Genomic DNA, 15641 nt, shown 5'->3' on the forward strand with positions numbered 1-15641 from the left:
AAGCCATTGAAAATGCTATAGGCCTGAACTCGGGTTTTCGATATTTCGAACAAGGGCAACGGGGGCTCAGGCATGTCGGTGGATATAGGCGGGCGTTTGCGCCATTTGCGGCTGCGCCACAATATTTCCCAGCGAGAACTGGCAAGGCGTGCCGGTGTCACCAATTCGACGATTTCTCTGATCGAATCCAATACCTCGAACCCTTCCGTCGGCGCGCTGAAACGCATTCTCGACGGCATACCGATCGGCCTTGCTGAGTTTTTCGCTTTCGAGCCGGAGACAAGCCGCAAGGCTTTTTACCGGGCGGATGAGCTGGTTGAAATCGGCAAGGGGCCGATATCCTTCCGGCAGGTGGGTGAGAATGTCTTCGGCCGCAGCCTGCAAATCCTCAAGGAATGTTACCAGCCGGGTGCCGATACCGGTAAGGTACCGCTGGTTCACGATGGCGAGGAAGGAGGAATCATCCTCTCCGGACGGCTGGAAGTGACGGTCGACGAAGAGAGGCGGGTGCTCGGGCCGGGGGATGCCTATTATTTCGAAAGCCGCAGGCCGCATCGTTTCCGTTGCGTCGGTCCCGTGCCCTGTGAGGTCATCAGCGCCTGCACACCGCCAACCTTCTGATTCCAGCGGTTTTTGCGCCTCGTAACGCTCTTAGATCGGTCAAGTCCGGGCAATTCGGTAAAAAATGGCTGGCAGCTACGGCAATTTTGCGTGGCTGCCATGACTAGAATGCAGTTTCTCGCCACTCTTTTGCCGTGTTTGCGCCCTTTTAGCAATTTTTCCATCGCTTTTTCTTGGCGGCCCGGCAATGTCAGGCAAAAAAATCCCTACGGATATGTCAAATTTTATATGCATTGCCACAATCTTGCTGCGATGCAAAAAAATTTTATATTCTGTTACAGACGTGGCTGTTCTTAACGTTCCTGTCTCATCTCGCCAAGTCATAAGAAACACATAAGAAAAGACTGTCACCGGCACAAAACCCAATACATGCCGGGGCGGTACCCATGCTCTCAACACATGGCCGTCGGCACATTTGTTGCTTTTTTATGCAACCGTTAATATTGCCCGGACGTTGATCGGCCGCTCGCGCAAGAAATCGCATAGACGGTTATGGCCAATGTGCCTTACAAAAAATCCATTAGCATCAAATTCCGAACACAGACTTGTTATCTCTTTTAGACGGAAAGACGCGCCTCCGGGCACCGACCAATCGCAAAACATAAATGGAGTTCTCTCTATGAAGTCCGCGACCCAATCGGCTGAACAGACACTCAGCAGCTCCGAAGACTTCGATGTCAGTTTCCCTATCGGGGGCATCGCAAAGCGCAGCTTCGATATGACATCGGCTGCGCTTGCGCTGCTCATCTTCAGCCCGATATTCCTGTTGATCGCCGCGCTGGTGAAATTGTCCGATCCCGGCCCGATCTTTTATGGCCACCGGCGTGTGGGACATAATGGCCGCTATTTCCATTGCCTGAAATTCAGGACGATGGCGATGAACGGCGATGAGATTCTGCGGCAATATCTTGCCGCCAATCCGGAAGCCGCCGAGGAATGGCGCGCCACCCGCAAGCTCAAGAACGATCCGCGCGTTACCGCTGTTGGCGCCGTGTTGCGTAAGCTCTCCCTCGATGAGTTGCCGCAGCTTCTCAACATCATCCGCGGTGAAATGAGCGTGGTTGGTCCACGCCCGGTCGTGGATGAGGAACTGAGCTATTATGAAAGCGCTGCCGCTTATTATCTCAGCACCCGTCCTGGCCTGACCGGCCTGTGGCAGATCAGCGGCCGCAACGACGTATCCTACAAGACCCGCGTCGCTTTCGACACGCACTATGTGCAGAACTGGTCGATGCGGCAGGATGTCTTCATCATCGTCAAGACCATTCCCGCCGTGTGCCTTTCACGCGGAAGCTACTGAAAACCGATATTGAGTTCGGCTTTATCGATCTTCGTTTCGACACGCACCCCGACCGGGATCCCAAGTCCGGTCTTTGGGTGCGTCATTGGTGCTAATCATACCGGCCGCTTTTCGCGGCACTGTGCAGCCGGCCCTGCCCAGTTGCGCGACGGCCGGATCGCCCGTGTGGCGATCCGCTAACAGGGAGTTTCCCGATGAACGGCTTGTCTGCCGCCCGCCGCCCGTTTGTGGCCTTCGTATTTGCCGCTTCCGTCGCCCTTGCCGCGCCGCTCTCCGCCATGGCTGCGGATGGCGCTCAATATAAGCTCGGTACCGCTGACAAGCTGCGTATCCGTGTTGCCGAATGGCAGCCGGCGGATGGCAGCATCCGCAACTGGGATGTGATCAACGGCGATTATTCCGTCGGTCCGTCTGGGGCGCTGTCGCTGCCTTTCATCGGTCAGCTGGATGTTGCGGGCAAGACCCCATCGGAGGTCAGCGAAGAGATTGGAGCCCAGCTTCAGAGCAAGTTCGCCCTTCGCAACCTGCCTTCGGCCTCCGTCGAGATCGCACAGTTCCGACCGATCTTCTTGAGCGGCGACGTGCAGACGCCGGGTGAATATCCCTATGCCGCCAATCTCACCGTGCTGAAGGCCGTCAGCCTTGCCGGCGGCCTGCGGCGCTCGGATGCCGGGCAGCGTTTTGCCCGCGACTTCATCAATGCCCGCGGTGACGCCGCCGTCTATGACAACCAGCGTGCAAGGCTGCTCGCCCGTCAGGCGCGGCTGGTCGCCGAGGTCAAGGGTGACGCGACCATCGCCAAGACGCCTGAAATGGAAAAGATCGGCGAGATCGACGTGCTGCTGGCCAGCGAAAGCGCGCTGATGAAATCGCGCACCGAACGTTACACCCTGCAGCTCAAGGCGCTGACGGACCTGCATGCCCTTCTGCAGAGCGAAGTCGAATCCCTGAAGAAGAAATCAGAGACGCAGAATCGTCAGCTCCAGCTTGCCAACGAGGACCGCGACCGGGTCAACCGGCTGAACGAGCAAGGGCTCGCGTTGTCGCAGCGGCGTATTTCCGCAGAAGAACGCGCGGCCGAAGTGGAATCCAACCTGCTCGATATCGATACGCAGTCGCTGCGCGCCAAACAGGATATCAACAAGGCGACGCAGGACGAGATCAACCTGCGTAACGACTGGGTGGCGCAGCGCTCCAAGGAATTGCAGGACACGGAAGCGGAACTGGACAAGCTCAATCTGCAACTGACCACCAGCCGCGAATTGATGTCGGAAGCGCTGGCGCAATCGGCCGAGGCGATCCGTTTCGATCCCTCGGGCAAATCAGCGACGATCAGCTACGTCGTGGTGCGTGAGGAAAACGGCAAGCCGAAGGAGCTGAAGGTGGATGAAAACGCCATGCTCCAGCCCGGCGATGTCATCAAGGTCTCGTCTGAAATCCTGATGCAGTGAGGTTTTAATGCGGATCGCCAAATCGGCGCTGATCGATCCCGAACGCAATGAGATTTATGGAATGGCAGCGGTTGCGCTGTCATTCTTCGTCTTCGCTTACTCGTCGCGTTTCGGCCAAATCTCGGTCCTGGCCTATTATGGCATGTGGCTGCCGCTGGTGGTTGTCGATTACCGGCGCGTGCTCGGCAATTATCCGCGCTATCTCTGGATATTCGCCTTCGGCATCTTGACGGTTCTGTCCAGCTTCTGGTCGGAAGCGGCATCGGTGACCATGCGCGCCTCCATTCAGTATATGACGCATATCGTCTGCGCGCTGATCGCGATGCGGGTGATCTCTATCCGGACGCTGACGCGCGGCGCGCTGATCGGCATCGCCGTTGTTCTGCTCTATTCGCTGCTGTTCGGTATTTATCTCTTCGATGCGCTGGATGGCACCTATAGTTTCGTCGGCGCTTTTTCTTCCAAGAACCAGCTCGGCTTTTATGCATCGCTCGGCGTCATTTTTGCCGCCGCATCGGCGCTGGTGCTCAAGCAAAGGGGCATCTGGTTGCCGATTGCCGGCGTCACCGGGCTCCTGTCGGCCTATAGCCTCCTTGCGTCCCAATCGGCCACATCCACTATTACCACGGCGGCGGTGGTCGCGCTCATCATCGGCTTCATTCCCATCGGCATGCTTTCCCCAGCGAACCGAAAGATGACGTTTTTTGTGCTCGGTGGTCTCGGTGCATTGCTGGCGGTCGCTTCCCTGCAATTCGGCCTGCTGGACGCCATTCTCGGCATTTTCGGCAAGGATTCGACGCTGACCGGCCGAACTTACCTCTGGCAGCAGGGCATCGAGGCTGCGAAACAGACGCCGATCCTCGGCGTCGGTTATCAGGGGTTCTGGGTTGCGGGTTTTCCCGATGCCGAACGGCTGTGGAACGATTTCTTCATTACCGGCCGCAGCGGCTTCCATTTCCATAATACCTATATCGAAACCGTGGTGGAAAACGGCTTCGTTGGCATGCTGCTGCTTGGCATGGTGCTTTATGGAACGTTGCTCGGGCATCTGCGCTCGGTGCTGATGCGCAAGAGCGATCCGCAGGGCGTCATCCTGTTTGCGATCTGCTCCCTGTTTGTCGTGCGTTCCTTCGTGGAGATCGACATCATCTTCCCCTACCAGATCGGCTCGTTCCTGCTTTATTTCGCAGCCGGTAAACTGTGCCTTCCGGCAACGGCTGCGGAGGGCAGCGTTCACCTGACTGGAGTTCGTGGCGGTTTCTCTCTCCGTCATTCCGGCCTTGGGCCGGAATCCAGCCAGCCCAAGTCCTTGGGCTGAAAGAACCCGTCTTCGCCGCGCGAGAGCCGCGTCGGCTGAATTCCGGCTCAAGGCCGGAATGACGGTGGCGAGGTGGTTCTAAAGATAATCCGCCGAGACATGCGGACTGGCATGGATGAAACTCCACATGTCCTTGCTGACCTCGACGATGTCGGCGATCGATTTTTCGAGCTGTCCGATTTCCTTCTCGTCCATGCGCTCCACCTTGCCGTAGCGCACCTGGCTGTCATCCTCCACCAGCCGCATGAGTTGCGTGCTGGCGATTTCGCCTTTTTCGTCGAAGGAATAGATGCAGTGATTATATTTGTTGCGCGTCTTCGCTTCTTTCTTCAGCCGCGCCATGATGGAGAGGATGGTCTTGCGGTCCTTCGCATCGGTGGAGGGAAGCTTCGCCAGGCGCTCGATCAGATCCATGCGCGCCCGCGTGGTGTTGAGCGTCAGGAACACGACGATGGCCGCTTCCTTTTCCACTTTCAGGAGATGGACGATCAGATAGATCATCAGGCTTTCCGTGTTGGTCCACACGTAATTCAGCCTGCCTACCAGCAGCAATACATCCGACATCGCCGCCATGCTGCTTCTCCCGCCCCGACGAAACATATTTGGATATTATATGCCGACCGCTGCGGAAAAGACAGTGTAGGTTACTGATATTTCTTCATCTTTCCTTGAAAGCACGGGACATGCTGTCGGAGATCGGCTTGGTCAGATATTCGAAAAAGGTACGCTCCGAAGTCTGGATCAGCACGTCGGCCGGCATGCCGGGCACGGGGTGGAAATTGTGAACCTTGGCGATTTCCTCGTCGGGTATCTGCACCCGCACGATATAGACGTCCTTGACCTGAAGGCCGGCATTTTCCTCGATGCTGTCGGCTGAAACGTAAAAGACCTTGCCGTTCAGAACCGGTGTGGTGCGGCGGTTGAGCGCCGACAGGCGGATCGCGGCGGTCTGGCCCTCATGCAGCTGGTCGATGGAGGTCCTGAGTACCTGCGCCTCCAGAATAAGGGGCACATGAGCGGGCAGGATTTCCATGATCGGCTTGCCGGTGGTGATAACGCCGCCCGGTGTATGATAATAGGCACGCACGACAGTACCGTTGACGGGGGAGCGGATGACGGTGCGCTCCAGCACTTCGGCGGCGCCACGCACCTGTTCACGCACGCTGTCGAGATCGGATTCGGCGGTTTCCAGCGCATCGAGCGCCGCCTGCTTGTTGGCGTTGACGGCAATGACCGCTTCCTGCCGGAACTTGGCGATTTCCGCCTCGCTCTGGTTCATTTCGCCGCTCAGCCGGGCGATATCGCCCATGGCGTCGGCGATGGCGCGCTCCAGCGCCAGCATGTCGGTCTTGCGGATGACGCCGTCCTTGGCGAGCCGCTCCTTGGAATCGCGCTCCTGTGTCAAAAGCGCCAATTGCCGGTCGAAGGACTGTTTTTGGCCGTCATAGCCCGCATAGCGGAACTCCAGCGACCGGATATTTTTGTCGATCAGGTTCATCTGTTCCTCAAGCTTGATGAGTTTGCTGTGGAACACGATGTTTTGGCTCTGGATGATGGAATTGATATCCGGATCGCCGGCTTCCTTCATGACGATATCCGGCACCTTGAAGCTTTTAGCGCCCTGGGCCTCGGCGCGCAGGCGCACGACGATGGTTTCGAGGCGAAGCCGCCGCAACTGCAGCATGCGTTCGTTGGCAAGCGCTGTCGTCTTGTCCAGCGTCAGAAGAACGTCGCCTTCCTTGACCGTGTCGCCTTCGCTGACCATCATTTCCTTGATGATGCCGCCTTCCAGATGCTGGACCACCTTGTTGTTGCCGGTGGCGACGAAACTGCCCTGGGCGATGATGGCGGAGGAGAGCGGCGCAGTGCCGGCCCAGAATCCGAAACCGCCGAAGGAGGCGAGCAGCACGGCAAGACCGATCGAGCTGTGCAGGCGGATCGAGCGCGGCACCTCGCTGTACCATTCGAGCTGGCCCTGGGGTTTGACTTCGGCAATGGCGTTTTTCTTTTTGAACATGATGGTTCTCAACCCTCGATCTGCGGGGACTGGTTGGCCTGGCGGCCATTGCCGGAAAGCGCCTTCAGCACGTCCATTCTTTCGCCGAACATGGCGACCGATCCGTCCTTCAGCACCATGATCTTGTCGACGCATTGAAGCAGCGCCGGCCGCTGGGTGATGGTGACGGTTGTGATGCCCTGTCTTTTGGCGTGCAGCAGCGCCTTGGCCAGCGCCTGTTCGCCCTGCGTATCCAGATTGGAGTTGGGCTCATCCAACACCACGAATTTCGGATCGCCGAAAAAGGCGCGGGCAAGTGCGATGCGCTGTTTCTGGCCGCCGGAGAGCGGTGCGCCATCGGCAGCGACCACGGTTTCATAACCCTGCGGGAAACCGGCGATCAGCTCATGCACATCGGCCAGCACCGCTGCCTCGTAAATCTGCCGGTCCTCGATATCGTCGCGCATGCGGCAGATATTGGCCTTGATGGTGCCGGGGAAAAGCTGCACGTCCTGCGGCAGATAACCGATGCTTTCGCCGAATTGTCGCTGGTCCCAGTTGCGCAGATCCATGAGATCGAGACGTACATTGCCTGACGTGGGCAGGATGGAGCCGACCAGCATTTTGCCAAGCGTCGTCTTGCCGGAGCCGGAATTGCCGATGATGGCGAGCGATTCCCCCTTTTTCAGCGAAAAGGAAATGCCGTTCAAAATCACCTTCTTCTGCGGCGGCGGCACGAAGAGGATGCGCTCGACGTCGAGACGCCCTTCCGGATTGGGCAGGCGCAGGCGGGGGAAATTCAGTGGTGAATTGATGAGAAGCTGCTTGATGCGGCCATAGGAGGCGGCAGATTTGTTGAACTGGTGCCAGCCTTCTATCGCGCCTTCAATGGGCGCCAGTGCGCGGCCGGAAATGATGGAGGCTGCAATCACCATGCCGCCGGTCAGTTCGCCGGATAGCGACAGATGCGCGCCCCAGCCGAGCAGCGCCACCTGGGTAATCATACGCGCCGCCTTGGAAACGCCGGAGAACATGATGTTGCGATCCTGCGCCGCCACATGCGATTTAAGCGAACCGGCGGTTTCGCGGCCCCACATTTTCACCGCTTCGGGGATCATGGCGAGCGCATTGATGATCTGCGAATTGCGCGACATGGAATCGAGGTGGAAATTGGCGCGGCTCAAATAACCGGAAGCCTCGGAGAACTGTCTTGCGGTGAAGCGCTGGTTCAGCCAGGCGATGCCGAACAGCACGACGCAGCAGACCATGATGATGATGCCGAGATGCGGATGGACGAGATAGACCACCACGATGAAAAGCGGCATCAGCGGCGCATCGAGAAAGGCGATAAGCGTGCCGGAGGTGAGGAAGGAGCGCAATTGCTGCAGATCCTGCAAGGTCTGGTAGTCCTTGCCGCTGCCATGCAGGGAGGCGCGGGCGGCGGCGGACAGGATCGGCGCGCCAAGCTGCACCTCGAGTTCGACGGCGGTGCGCATCAGGATGAAGCGGCGGATGGCGTCCATGAAGGCCTGCAGCAGAACCGCGCCAAGGACGGCGACCGTCAGCATCACCAACGTATCCATCGAGCGGCTGGTCAGAACCCGGTCTGATATCTGGAACAGATAAAGCGGGATGGCGAGCAGCAGGACGTTGATGGCGACCGTGAACAGCATCACCACCACCATGTTGCGCCGCACGGCGGCGATGCCCTTGGCAAGGCTTGCCGCGAAATTGATCGGCTCGCTGCGTTTGTGAAAACCGCTCTGGCTTCCACCGCCGCCACCACCGCCGCCACCACCGCCATTGTCCGTCGGCTCCTTGCCGCCGCCGCCCGTCACCGGCCGGCGTTCGTTTTCACGGATCGGTCCGTCATTATTGTCGATGGTCTTGACGAAAGGCAGGTCGGCATTGTCGATCTTGGCCTGCGGTTCCGGCGGGGAGGCAGGTTGCCGGTCCCGTTGAGGTGCCGGCCTTTCCGGGGGAACATCCCGCAATTGTTCCGCCTGCTCCGTTTTTGCATGTGGTTGGGAGAGAACTTGTGGGGAGGCGGTCTGTGCAGGGGAGGAAACTTCTTTTGCCGTCTGTTCCGCGCCGGACAATTGGCGCAGGTTTTCGACGGCTTCATTGATTGCTGAAATACAGGCGTCCGTCAGTTTGCTGTCTTCCGCGTCCTGATCCAGCGGCAAGTCCAGCGAGCGTCCGTCGGCAATGGTTTTTCTAGAAATATGATCCATTTTATATCGGTCCCCTCGGTGATCTCACGGTGTTTGCGGTTCGGCCGTGACGGGACGCGGTTATCGCCCCGCCAGCCAAATCTACGCGGTTACCGCCTGCATGACGTCGGCCGAATGCCCGTTCGACCATGACAGGTCGTGACCGGCATTGATGACGCCATTGGATTCGTTTTCGATGGTGGCGGGATCGTCGTGAAGAAAGGCGATGACCTCGTTCGCCAGTTGGCCTTGCTGGGGTTGCGAGGTGTCGTTTTCGATGATGCCGCCCTGTATCAGTATGGCATCGGAATAAACGCCGCCGGCGACATAGGTGGTGGAGCCGAAGCTGTCGTAGTCGACGATCTGCGCCAGATTGACCACGGCGTTGCTGCCGGTATCGATATGGACTGTGGCGTCCTCGTTATTTTCGAGAACCTTGGCGGCGGCCTGCGTCACATCGTCGGAATCGCCCAGAACGCTCACCTGTTTGATGATGCTGACATCGTAGAGATTGCCGGTGATATAGAGGACGTTCAGACCCTCATAGCCGGCGAAATTGACGTCATGGGCAAGCGCATCCGGCATGTTGGGATCGCGCTCGTTGATGGCGTTCACCGTCTGGTTCATATAGTCCGGCATGGTTTCGAAACGATCGTTGCTGCCGACATTGTGAATGGCGGCGTCGTTCCACAGCAGGTTGTTGCCGGACTGGATGGTGGCGCCGTCCGGCGCATCGGGGTTGGCGCGCGCCCAGTCATTGTCGTAGAGCACGGCGATCTGGCTGATGATGTTCATGTCCAGCACATTGCCGCCGACGATGATCAGGTCGTATTGCATGCCGATGCCGAGGAAATTCGCAATGTTGAGTGCGGCGTTGCCGCCTGTCAGCAGGCTGACGGTTGCACCCGAGGTCGTTATCGTCATCGTGTCGTTGTCGCTGACGAACTGGTATTGCTCGATCCAGTGCACGAAGGAAACGTCGCCTTCCAGCACACTGACGCGCCAGGCGGTCGGAAATATCGGCGGTTCGCCGTTTTCCTGGCTGCTGTTCTCCGTGCTTTCGGCGCCCGGATAGACGCTGCGCTCGAAGCTGGCGATATTGAAGGCTGCCGTCGCCGCCTGATCTTCCGACCGTGTGAAAACGGAGTCGATCTCGTCCCGGTCGCTATAGATATAGGCCTGGGTGATCGCGTCGATCTGGTGATAGTCGCCCATGACGGCGGTTACCGACGTCATGACGCCGGTATTGACCAGGGTAGCGATGTTGGCGACGACATTGGCGCCTGCGGCGACGTCGAGGCTGTTGCCGGCAGGGCTGTCCTCATGCAGCGAAACGTCGCTCTTTTCCGGCTCTTCCGCCGGCTTGGCGATACCGCGATCGGGCATGTAGTCGTCGAGCATCGGCTTTTCGCTGGCTATCGAGCCATTGATGTAAAGCCCGTCGATGTCATTGCCGGCCAGAACGAAATCCTGATCCGCACCGGTGCCGAGCGACGTCACGTCGTTTTCGCGGGCATGGTCGATATAGTCGTGCGCGGATTTGGCGAGCGCCTGCAGGGCGTCGTAGCTGTCGGTGCGCTGGAAACCGGCGAAAGGCGTGAAGACGGACGCTTCATTGTAGAACTCGACGGTGCGCTCTGTAACGAAGCTGGTGTCGCGCCACACATAGGGGCCGTCCGTCATGTTCAGATAGTCGTCGTCCTGAAGAATATTGACCTGCGCCACGTGCGCGATGACCGAACCGGGGCCGGTGTGAACCACCAGTTCATATTCCTCCTCAAAGGAAAGCCGGCCGGGAAAACGGAAATTGACGCCGGAAATATCGACAGGGATGGCATCTGCGAGCTGCTGCATGTCGTGTTCGACCATGCGCGCGAAATGCGGCTGCAGATAATCGAAATCATAATAGCCGGCGCGGTAGTTGACGCCGGGATCGTAGTCCTTGAGCGGAACGTCATAGTTCTTGTCGAGCAGCTTTGCTGCTTCATCGTCCGGCAAACGGTCCGGATCGGAATGCGCCGGGCCTTCGCTGTAGTTGGTTCTCAGACGCGCTTCCTCGATCACCGTGTCGAACAGGCCGATGAAATGCGCAATCATGTCCGAAATCTTGTCGATATGCATTGGAGGTCCCTCCCTGATCATCGCGGCAGAGCCTTAAGGCTGCGGAGGGCACACGTCCTGGAGGCGGTGCTTCGTTTTACGCAACCCCGGTCCTTCAACCGCGAACTGCACCGGCGGGTGCCGGTGCAGCTCTTTTCGTCAAGAGGTGGTTATCAGGAGTGATCCTCACCGACATCAGACACATTCGAGTTACCGCCTGTGATCGTGACATCAACTGCGTTGGAGAGCATGTTGGCGCCCTGCACCAGTTCCAGATGGAAGCCGGAATTTGCAAGGATTGCCGATGCATCCGCAGTGCTGGTACCTGCTGCGTCGTCGCCGGCCTTGAGATCCCATCCCTTGCCGTCGATGCCCTCGGCGCCATAGGCGTCACCGGCATTGGCGCTCAGGTGGTTTTCCGCACCGCCATTCTGCATCTTGATGTCGTAGGCCTCATCCTGGTCTGCCAGGTGGTTGGCCTGCACCATGCTGAAGCCGGTGTCGTTACCATCGCCGTTGAGCGAGCCGTTGAGGATATTGTCGACATCGAGAGTGAACGAGAAGTCGTCACCCAGATTGAAGGTGAGGTCTCCGCCGGCGATGCCGAGATTGCCGACATCCTTGACGCCCGTGATGTTGCCGAAGTCGTCATCCGACTTGTAGAAACTGTCTGCGGAGTTGAAGCTGTCGGAGGTCGTCGTGGTCTTGGTGGAGGTGTCGTTGTCGGAATAGTTGGACGTCTTTGTGTCCGTATCCGTGATCGTTTTTACATTGGTGTCGTTGTCGCTGTACGACTTGCTTTCATAGCTCCAGTCGTAGTCGACCTTGATATCGGTGTTGGTTTCGGTGCTGGTCTTGGTGGTCGTGTCGTTGTCGCTATAGGACTTGCTGTCATAGCTCCAGTCATAGTCGTTGTCGCGATTGTCACCGTTATTGGCTTCAACATCGATCTTGGCGTCAACATCCACATTGGTGCTGTTGTCGCTGTTGTCGTTGTTGCGGTTTTCACCGTTTGCGGTGCCGACGTTGCTGTCTTCCACCTTGGCGTCATTGGTCGACGTGTTGGCGAAACCATCGGAAAGCGCGCCGATCTTGGTGATGTCGTCGTCGCTGCCGGATGCCTTGTGATCGTAACCCATTTCGATTTCCTCCGAAAAAGCTCGGAGCAGCTTTCGAAATCCCTCTCATCTCAAACGGGATTTTTTCGCGCTTGCCCCGGGTAGCATGAAGATTGATGTTTTGCAGATGCACTCGGTACGCATCATCTGCGGTTCGGTAGTGGCCCGTAATCGGGCTCTTTTCGTTCAGCCCTTGTGCGCTACTCGGTAAAACGGCGCACAAATCCGTTCCTCGCTCCATAAGGAGAGCGCGGTGGCTTCGTCTTTTCGCTTGCATGTTTTCTTGAAAAGGGACCGGCGTTTTTCAAACACACGTCAAGGCCGGAGGTGTCTTTCCATCGGCCGCCGTTCAGCGACGGTCAGACTGTGCCGTAGAAAAATTGCGCTTCCTAGATATCAATTCGGGTTAAACATATCGGCGCTTTACCCGAATATATATGTCGCAGGGGGTTCTCCGGCGGATCGTTTCGCCGATCTGGCCTCAAAAAATGCCGCTTCGTCAGGGCAAGGCGGCGTTTTCGAGAAACATGGTTTATTTCGGTGGAAAAAGGCCTTTATCCCGAAAAGGAACAGGCTGCAGCGCGCCTCGCCGGCGAGCTATGTAAAGGGATATCAACTAAAAGTTATATTTTCCCGGAAGGCAAAACCACAGCGAAAGCTTTTCCGATGTATTTGTTTTTGCAGCGGTTACAGAATGAATGATTCTATCCCCGCGTAACCTATTTTGTATGTCAATTGTAAAAAATAACCCGTTTGGGCCATTTATTTACACAGCTTTTCGTATTAGCGTGTGTTAATTAACGGGTAATTAATGATAGTTGACATGGCCTAAAGCGGAGAATCGCCCCCAAGTATTCAGGGGAAAGATAGCCGGCGGACGACAGACTGCACAACCAAAAGAAAGTAATGCGTAAGCGCTTGAGGGAGGCGTCAATGTTCATGGGAACGTCAGATTATGCGGCAAAACAAAAAAACGCCGTTGCTCCTATAAATGGAACTTTATTGGTCATAGCGGATCCGGACCTGTTTTCCGAGTGCCTCATGGAGGCGCTGGGCAAAAAGTTCCCCACATTCGCGGTGGTGAGCGTAAGGTCGTCGGCGGGCATCGAGGACGACTACGGTAACAATGTACGGCTGGTTTTGCCTTACAGGATGTCGGGGGACCGTCTTCATGCCGTTCTTTCGGAGGTTCGGGAAAAACATCCCGATGCGCCGATCGCGCTCGTCGTCGAAACCATCGATAAATTCGAGGAGCCGCTGAAAAGGCTGGTGGGAATGCGCGTCATCGATGGCGTGCTGCCGCTCAATCTCAGGCTCGATGTTTTCATGGCGGCTGTCGATCTGCTCATGAAGGGCGGGGAACATTTTCCTGCCGCTCTTCTCGGCAAGCTCACGCCCTATTCGCCTTCGGTCAACAGCAAGAGCGTTCAAAGCGATGCCGTGATCGCCAACCGCGCCGATGCCCTTGCCGCAAGCAGGGGCGACGTGGCGGCGCTGACGACACGCGAGGTGCAAATCCTCGACCTGCTTTGCAAGGGAACGCAAAACAAGATCATCGCTGATCGGCTGCATCTGTCCGAGAACACCGTCAAGGTTCACGTTCGCAATATCTATAAGAAAATGAACGTGCGCAACCGCACGGAAGCGGCGTCGCGCTTCTTCAACAAAGATGAAGACACGACGTTCTCCGGCGGCTGGAAGAACTGAGCGTCAGGGCGGCTAGGGCCGTCCGGACGCCAGTTCCCTCCGGTATTTCTCCAGGAGGCTCAGGGCCTCAGGAAGCAGCGGGATTTCTGCCCGAATCCGCTCGGTGAGCAGATGTAGGGAGAGGAGCCCGAGTAAGACTGCCGAGATACCGCGGGTGCGCCCGAGGCATCGGCAACAAGCGTAACGGCCGCGTTGCCGGGTTTTTGATAACCGTAGGACGCCTTCGCCGGAACGACGCTGCTTTTGGTCGTGGCGGTATTGGCCGACGCGGTCTTGATGAGAACGGCGTCTTCAACCACGGAGCATGAAGCCGTCGCGAAGGTGAAAGTTACAAGTGCTGCGGCAACAAGCGCGAAGCGACAATGGCGGGCTGCTTTGCCGCTATGGGAATAAGGCATTTCATTCGTCATGTGTGTCCCCTGAAATCGACTGTCTGTCGCATCTCGCCGGGCGGTTTTGTTCCCGGTGGACCGAGCCTTACAAAACCAGGATAGCCCCGACTGGTTGAGCGAAGCTTGCGCTAATGCTCAATAAGAAAGGCATAATAGAGGCATAGTTAAAAAGTATTAAATCAAGGGGCTATTTTGGGTAATCAATTGTAATATTTTGATAAAATGAAGTTGACCTGTTTTCTTCTGCGCCTATCATGAAAGTTGAAATTTATCTGACCGAAATATTAAACCTCCAGAAGAAGTAAAAACCGGAGGATGATATTCAGGATATCGTACAATCGGGAGTTTGATCCAGTTTAGATGAATCAGCTGCGCTGATTCCTCATGGGGAGGAGTGTGTAATGCGTAATTTCGTTCCCAACGAACACGACAACGGCGTCACCATCTACTCCGAATGGAGACCTGGCCAACGCGTTCTCGTCAATGGCGGCGCCGGTTTTCTCGGTTCCCATCTTTGCGAACGCCTGTTGAGCTGCGGCCACGAGGTGATCTGTCTCGACGATCTTTCGACCGGACGCACCGCGAATGTGGCGCATTTGCGGGACAATAAGCGGTTTTTGCTGGTCGAGCACGATGTGCGCAAACCCTATGACATCGATGTCTCGCTGATCTTCAACTTCGCTTCGCCGGCTTCACCGCCCGACTATCAGCGCGATCCGGTCGGCACGCTGCTCACCAATGTCCTGGGGGCGGTCAATGTACTGGAAGTGGCGCGCAGATGTGGTGCAACCGTCGTGCAGTCGTCGACATCGGAAGTCTACGGCGATCCGCACGTCAATCCGCAGCCGGAAACCTATTTCGGCAATGTAAATACAATCGGGCCGCGAGCTTGTTACGATGAAGGGAAGCGCAGCGCCGAAACGCTGTTTTTCGATTATCACCGTAGTTTCGGTGTCGATATCAAGGTGGGACGCATCTTCAACACCTATGGGCCGCGCATGCGACCCGATGACGGGCGTGTGGTTTCGAACTTCATCGTCCAGGCGCTGAAGGGCACCGACATCACCATTTACGGCGATGGCAGCCAGACCCGTTCCTTCTGCTATGTTGATGACCTGATCGACGGTTTCCTGCGCTTTTCGGCCAAGCCGAAGGATTGCACCGGGCCTATCAATCTCGGCAACCCGAGCGAAATTCCGGTGCGGCAGCTTGCCGATATCGTCATCCGCATGACGGGTTCCCGTTCGCGCATCGTGCATCTGCCCGCCGCGATCGACGATCCGCAGCAGCGTCGCCCCGATATTTCGCGGGCAAAGGAACTGTTGAGATGGCAGCCGCGCGTGCCGCTCGAAATCGGCCTGGAAAAAACCATCGTCTATTTCGATGCATTGCTGGCCGGCAAGGCTGTGGCGGAGGCCGTATGAG

The 15641-nt window shown here is 57.2% G+C and carries 12 protein-coding genes; 6 read left to right on the forward strand and 6 right to left on the reverse strand.

The window, feature by feature from the left end; genetic code table 11:
- Positions 1–72: 72 nt before the first annotated feature.
- The 4 genes from PIB16_RS13355 to PIB16_RS13370 all read left to right on the forward strand — a co-directional run bounded on the left by PIB16_RS13355 (position 73) and on the right by PIB16_RS13370 (position 4690).
- Positions 73–621, forward strand: coding sequence for a cupin domain-containing protein (locus tag PIB16_RS13355; protein ID WP_003523802.1), 549 nt, complete (start codon positions 73–75; stop codon positions 619–621).
- Between the two features lie 619 nt (positions 622–1240).
- The gene (locus PIB16_RS13360) at positions 1241–1921 is read left to right on the forward strand and encodes a sugar transferase (RefSeq protein ID WP_003523803.1); all 681 of its coding nucleotides are present in this window, start codon (positions 1241–1243) and stop codon (positions 1919–1921) included.
- 194 nt (positions 1922–2115) lie between these two features.
- Positions 2116–3372 carry a polysaccharide biosynthesis/export family protein gene (locus tag PIB16_RS13365; protein WP_065656288.1) on the forward strand — a complete coding sequence of 419 codons (1257 nt, stop codon included), beginning with the start codon at positions 2116–2118 and terminating at the stop codon, positions 3370–3372.
- A gap of 7 nt (positions 3373–3379) precedes the next feature.
- Positions 3380–4690, forward strand: coding sequence for an O-antigen ligase family protein (locus PIB16_RS13370; protein ID WP_271045736.1), 1311 nt, complete (start codon positions 3380–3382; stop codon positions 4688–4690).
- Between the two features lie 78 nt (positions 4691–4768).
- Here the strand turns inward: PIB16_RS13370 and PIB16_RS13375 are convergent, their stop codons facing one another.
- From PIB16_RS13375 to PIB16_RS13395, 5 genes are all read right to left on the reverse strand, one after another.
- Positions 4769–5263: a hypothetical protein gene (locus PIB16_RS13375; RefSeq protein ID WP_035262271.1), complete on the reverse strand. Its 495-nt coding sequence runs from the start codon at positions 5261–5263 to the stop codon at positions 4769–4771.
- 85 nt (positions 5264–5348) lie between these two features.
- On the reverse strand, positions 5349–6707 hold the full coding sequence (locus tag PIB16_RS13380) for an HlyD family type I secretion periplasmic adaptor subunit (protein WP_035262274.1): 1359 nt from the start codon (positions 6705–6707) through the stop codon (positions 5349–5351).
- Positions 6708–6715: 8 nt separating this feature from the next.
- Positions 6716–8920 (reverse strand): type I secretion system permease/ATPase, encoded by a 2205-nt coding sequence (locus PIB16_RS13385; RefSeq protein WP_080854558.1) that lies wholly within the window; start codon positions 8918–8920, stop codon positions 6716–6718.
- An 81-nt stretch (positions 8921–9001) separates the two neighbouring features.
- Positions 9002–11020 carry a hypothetical protein gene (locus PIB16_RS13390; RefSeq protein ID WP_271045737.1) on the reverse strand — a complete coding sequence of 673 codons (2019 nt, stop codon included), beginning with the start codon at positions 11018–11020 and terminating at the stop codon, positions 9002–9004.
- Positions 11021–11172: 152 nt separating this feature from the next.
- A complete protein-coding gene (locus PIB16_RS13395) occupies positions 11173–12138 on the reverse strand; it encodes a fibrinogen-binding protein (protein WP_065656283.1) in 966 nt (321 codons plus the stop codon).
- A gap of 912 nt (positions 12139–13050) precedes the next feature.
- Between PIB16_RS13395 and PIB16_RS13400 the strand changes: the two genes are divergently transcribed.
- A complete protein-coding gene (locus PIB16_RS13400; RefSeq protein WP_078052541.1) occupies positions 13051–13824 on the forward strand; it encodes a helix-turn-helix domain-containing protein in 774 nt (257 codons plus the stop codon).
- A 59-nt stretch (positions 13825–13883) separates the two neighbouring features.
- On the opposite strand, the gene PIB16_RS13405 is transcribed toward PIB16_RS13400, so the two are convergent.
- A complete protein-coding gene (locus tag PIB16_RS13405; RefSeq protein WP_065656281.1) occupies positions 13884–14234 on the reverse strand; it encodes a hypothetical protein in 351 nt (116 codons plus the stop codon).
- 383 nt (positions 14235–14617) lie between these two features.
- On the opposite strand from PIB16_RS13405, the gene PIB16_RS13410 reads away from it, so the two are divergent.
- Positions 14618–15640 carry a UDP-glucuronic acid decarboxylase family protein gene (locus PIB16_RS13410; protein WP_080857275.1) on the forward strand — a complete coding sequence of 341 codons (1023 nt, stop codon included), beginning with the start codon at positions 14618–14620 and terminating at the stop codon, positions 15638–15640.
- The last annotated feature ends 1 nt before the right edge of the window (position 15641 follow it).

Source organism: Agrobacterium sp. ST15.13.015, assembly GCF_027871645.1.
Taxonomy (GTDB): domain Bacteria; phylum Pseudomonadota; class Alphaproteobacteria; order Rhizobiales; family Rhizobiaceae; genus Agrobacterium; species Agrobacterium leguminum.

Coding starts and splice junctions, on each gene's coding strand:
- PIB16_RS13355 (WP_003523802.1), top strand. CDS start 73: ATGTCGGTGGATATAGGCGGGCGTTTGCGCCATTTGCGGCTGCGCCAC.
- PIB16_RS13360 (WP_003523803.1), top strand. CDS start 1,241: ATGAAGTCCGCGACCCAATCGGCTGAACAGACACTCAGCAGCTCCGAA.
- PIB16_RS13365 (WP_065656288.1), top strand. CDS start 2,116: ATGAACGGCTTGTCTGCCGCCCGCCGCCCGTTTGTGGCCTTCGTATTT.
- PIB16_RS13370 (WP_271045736.1), top strand. CDS start 3,380: ATGCGGATCGCCAAATCGGCGCTGATCGATCCCGAACGCAATGAGATT.
- PIB16_RS13375 (WP_035262271.1), bottom strand. CDS start 5,263: ATGGCGGCGATGTCGGATGTATTGCTGCTGGTAGGCAGGCTGAATTAC.
- PIB16_RS13380 (WP_035262274.1), bottom strand. CDS start 6,707: ATGTTCAAAAAGAAAAACGCCATTGCCGAAGTCAAACCCCAGGGCCAG.
- PIB16_RS13385 (WP_080854558.1), bottom strand. CDS start 8,920: ATGGATCATATTTCTAGAAAAACCATTGCCGACGGACGCTCGCTGGAC.
- PIB16_RS13390 (WP_271045737.1), bottom strand. CDS start 11,020: ATGCATATCGACAAGATTTCGGACATGATTGCGCATTTCATCGGCCTG.
- PIB16_RS13395 (WP_065656283.1), bottom strand. CDS start 12,138: ATGGGTTACGATCACAAGGCATCCGGCAGCGACGACGACATCACCAAG.
- PIB16_RS13400 (WP_078052541.1), top strand. CDS start 13,051: ATGTTCATGGGAACGTCAGATTATGCGGCAAAACAAAAAAACGCCGTT.
- PIB16_RS13405 (WP_065656281.1), bottom strand. CDS start 14,234: ATGACGAATGAAATGCCTTATTCCCATAGCGGCAAAGCAGCCCGCCAT.
- PIB16_RS13410 (WP_080857275.1), top strand. CDS start 14,618: ATGCGTAATTTCGTTCCCAACGAACACGACAACGGCGTCACCATCTAC.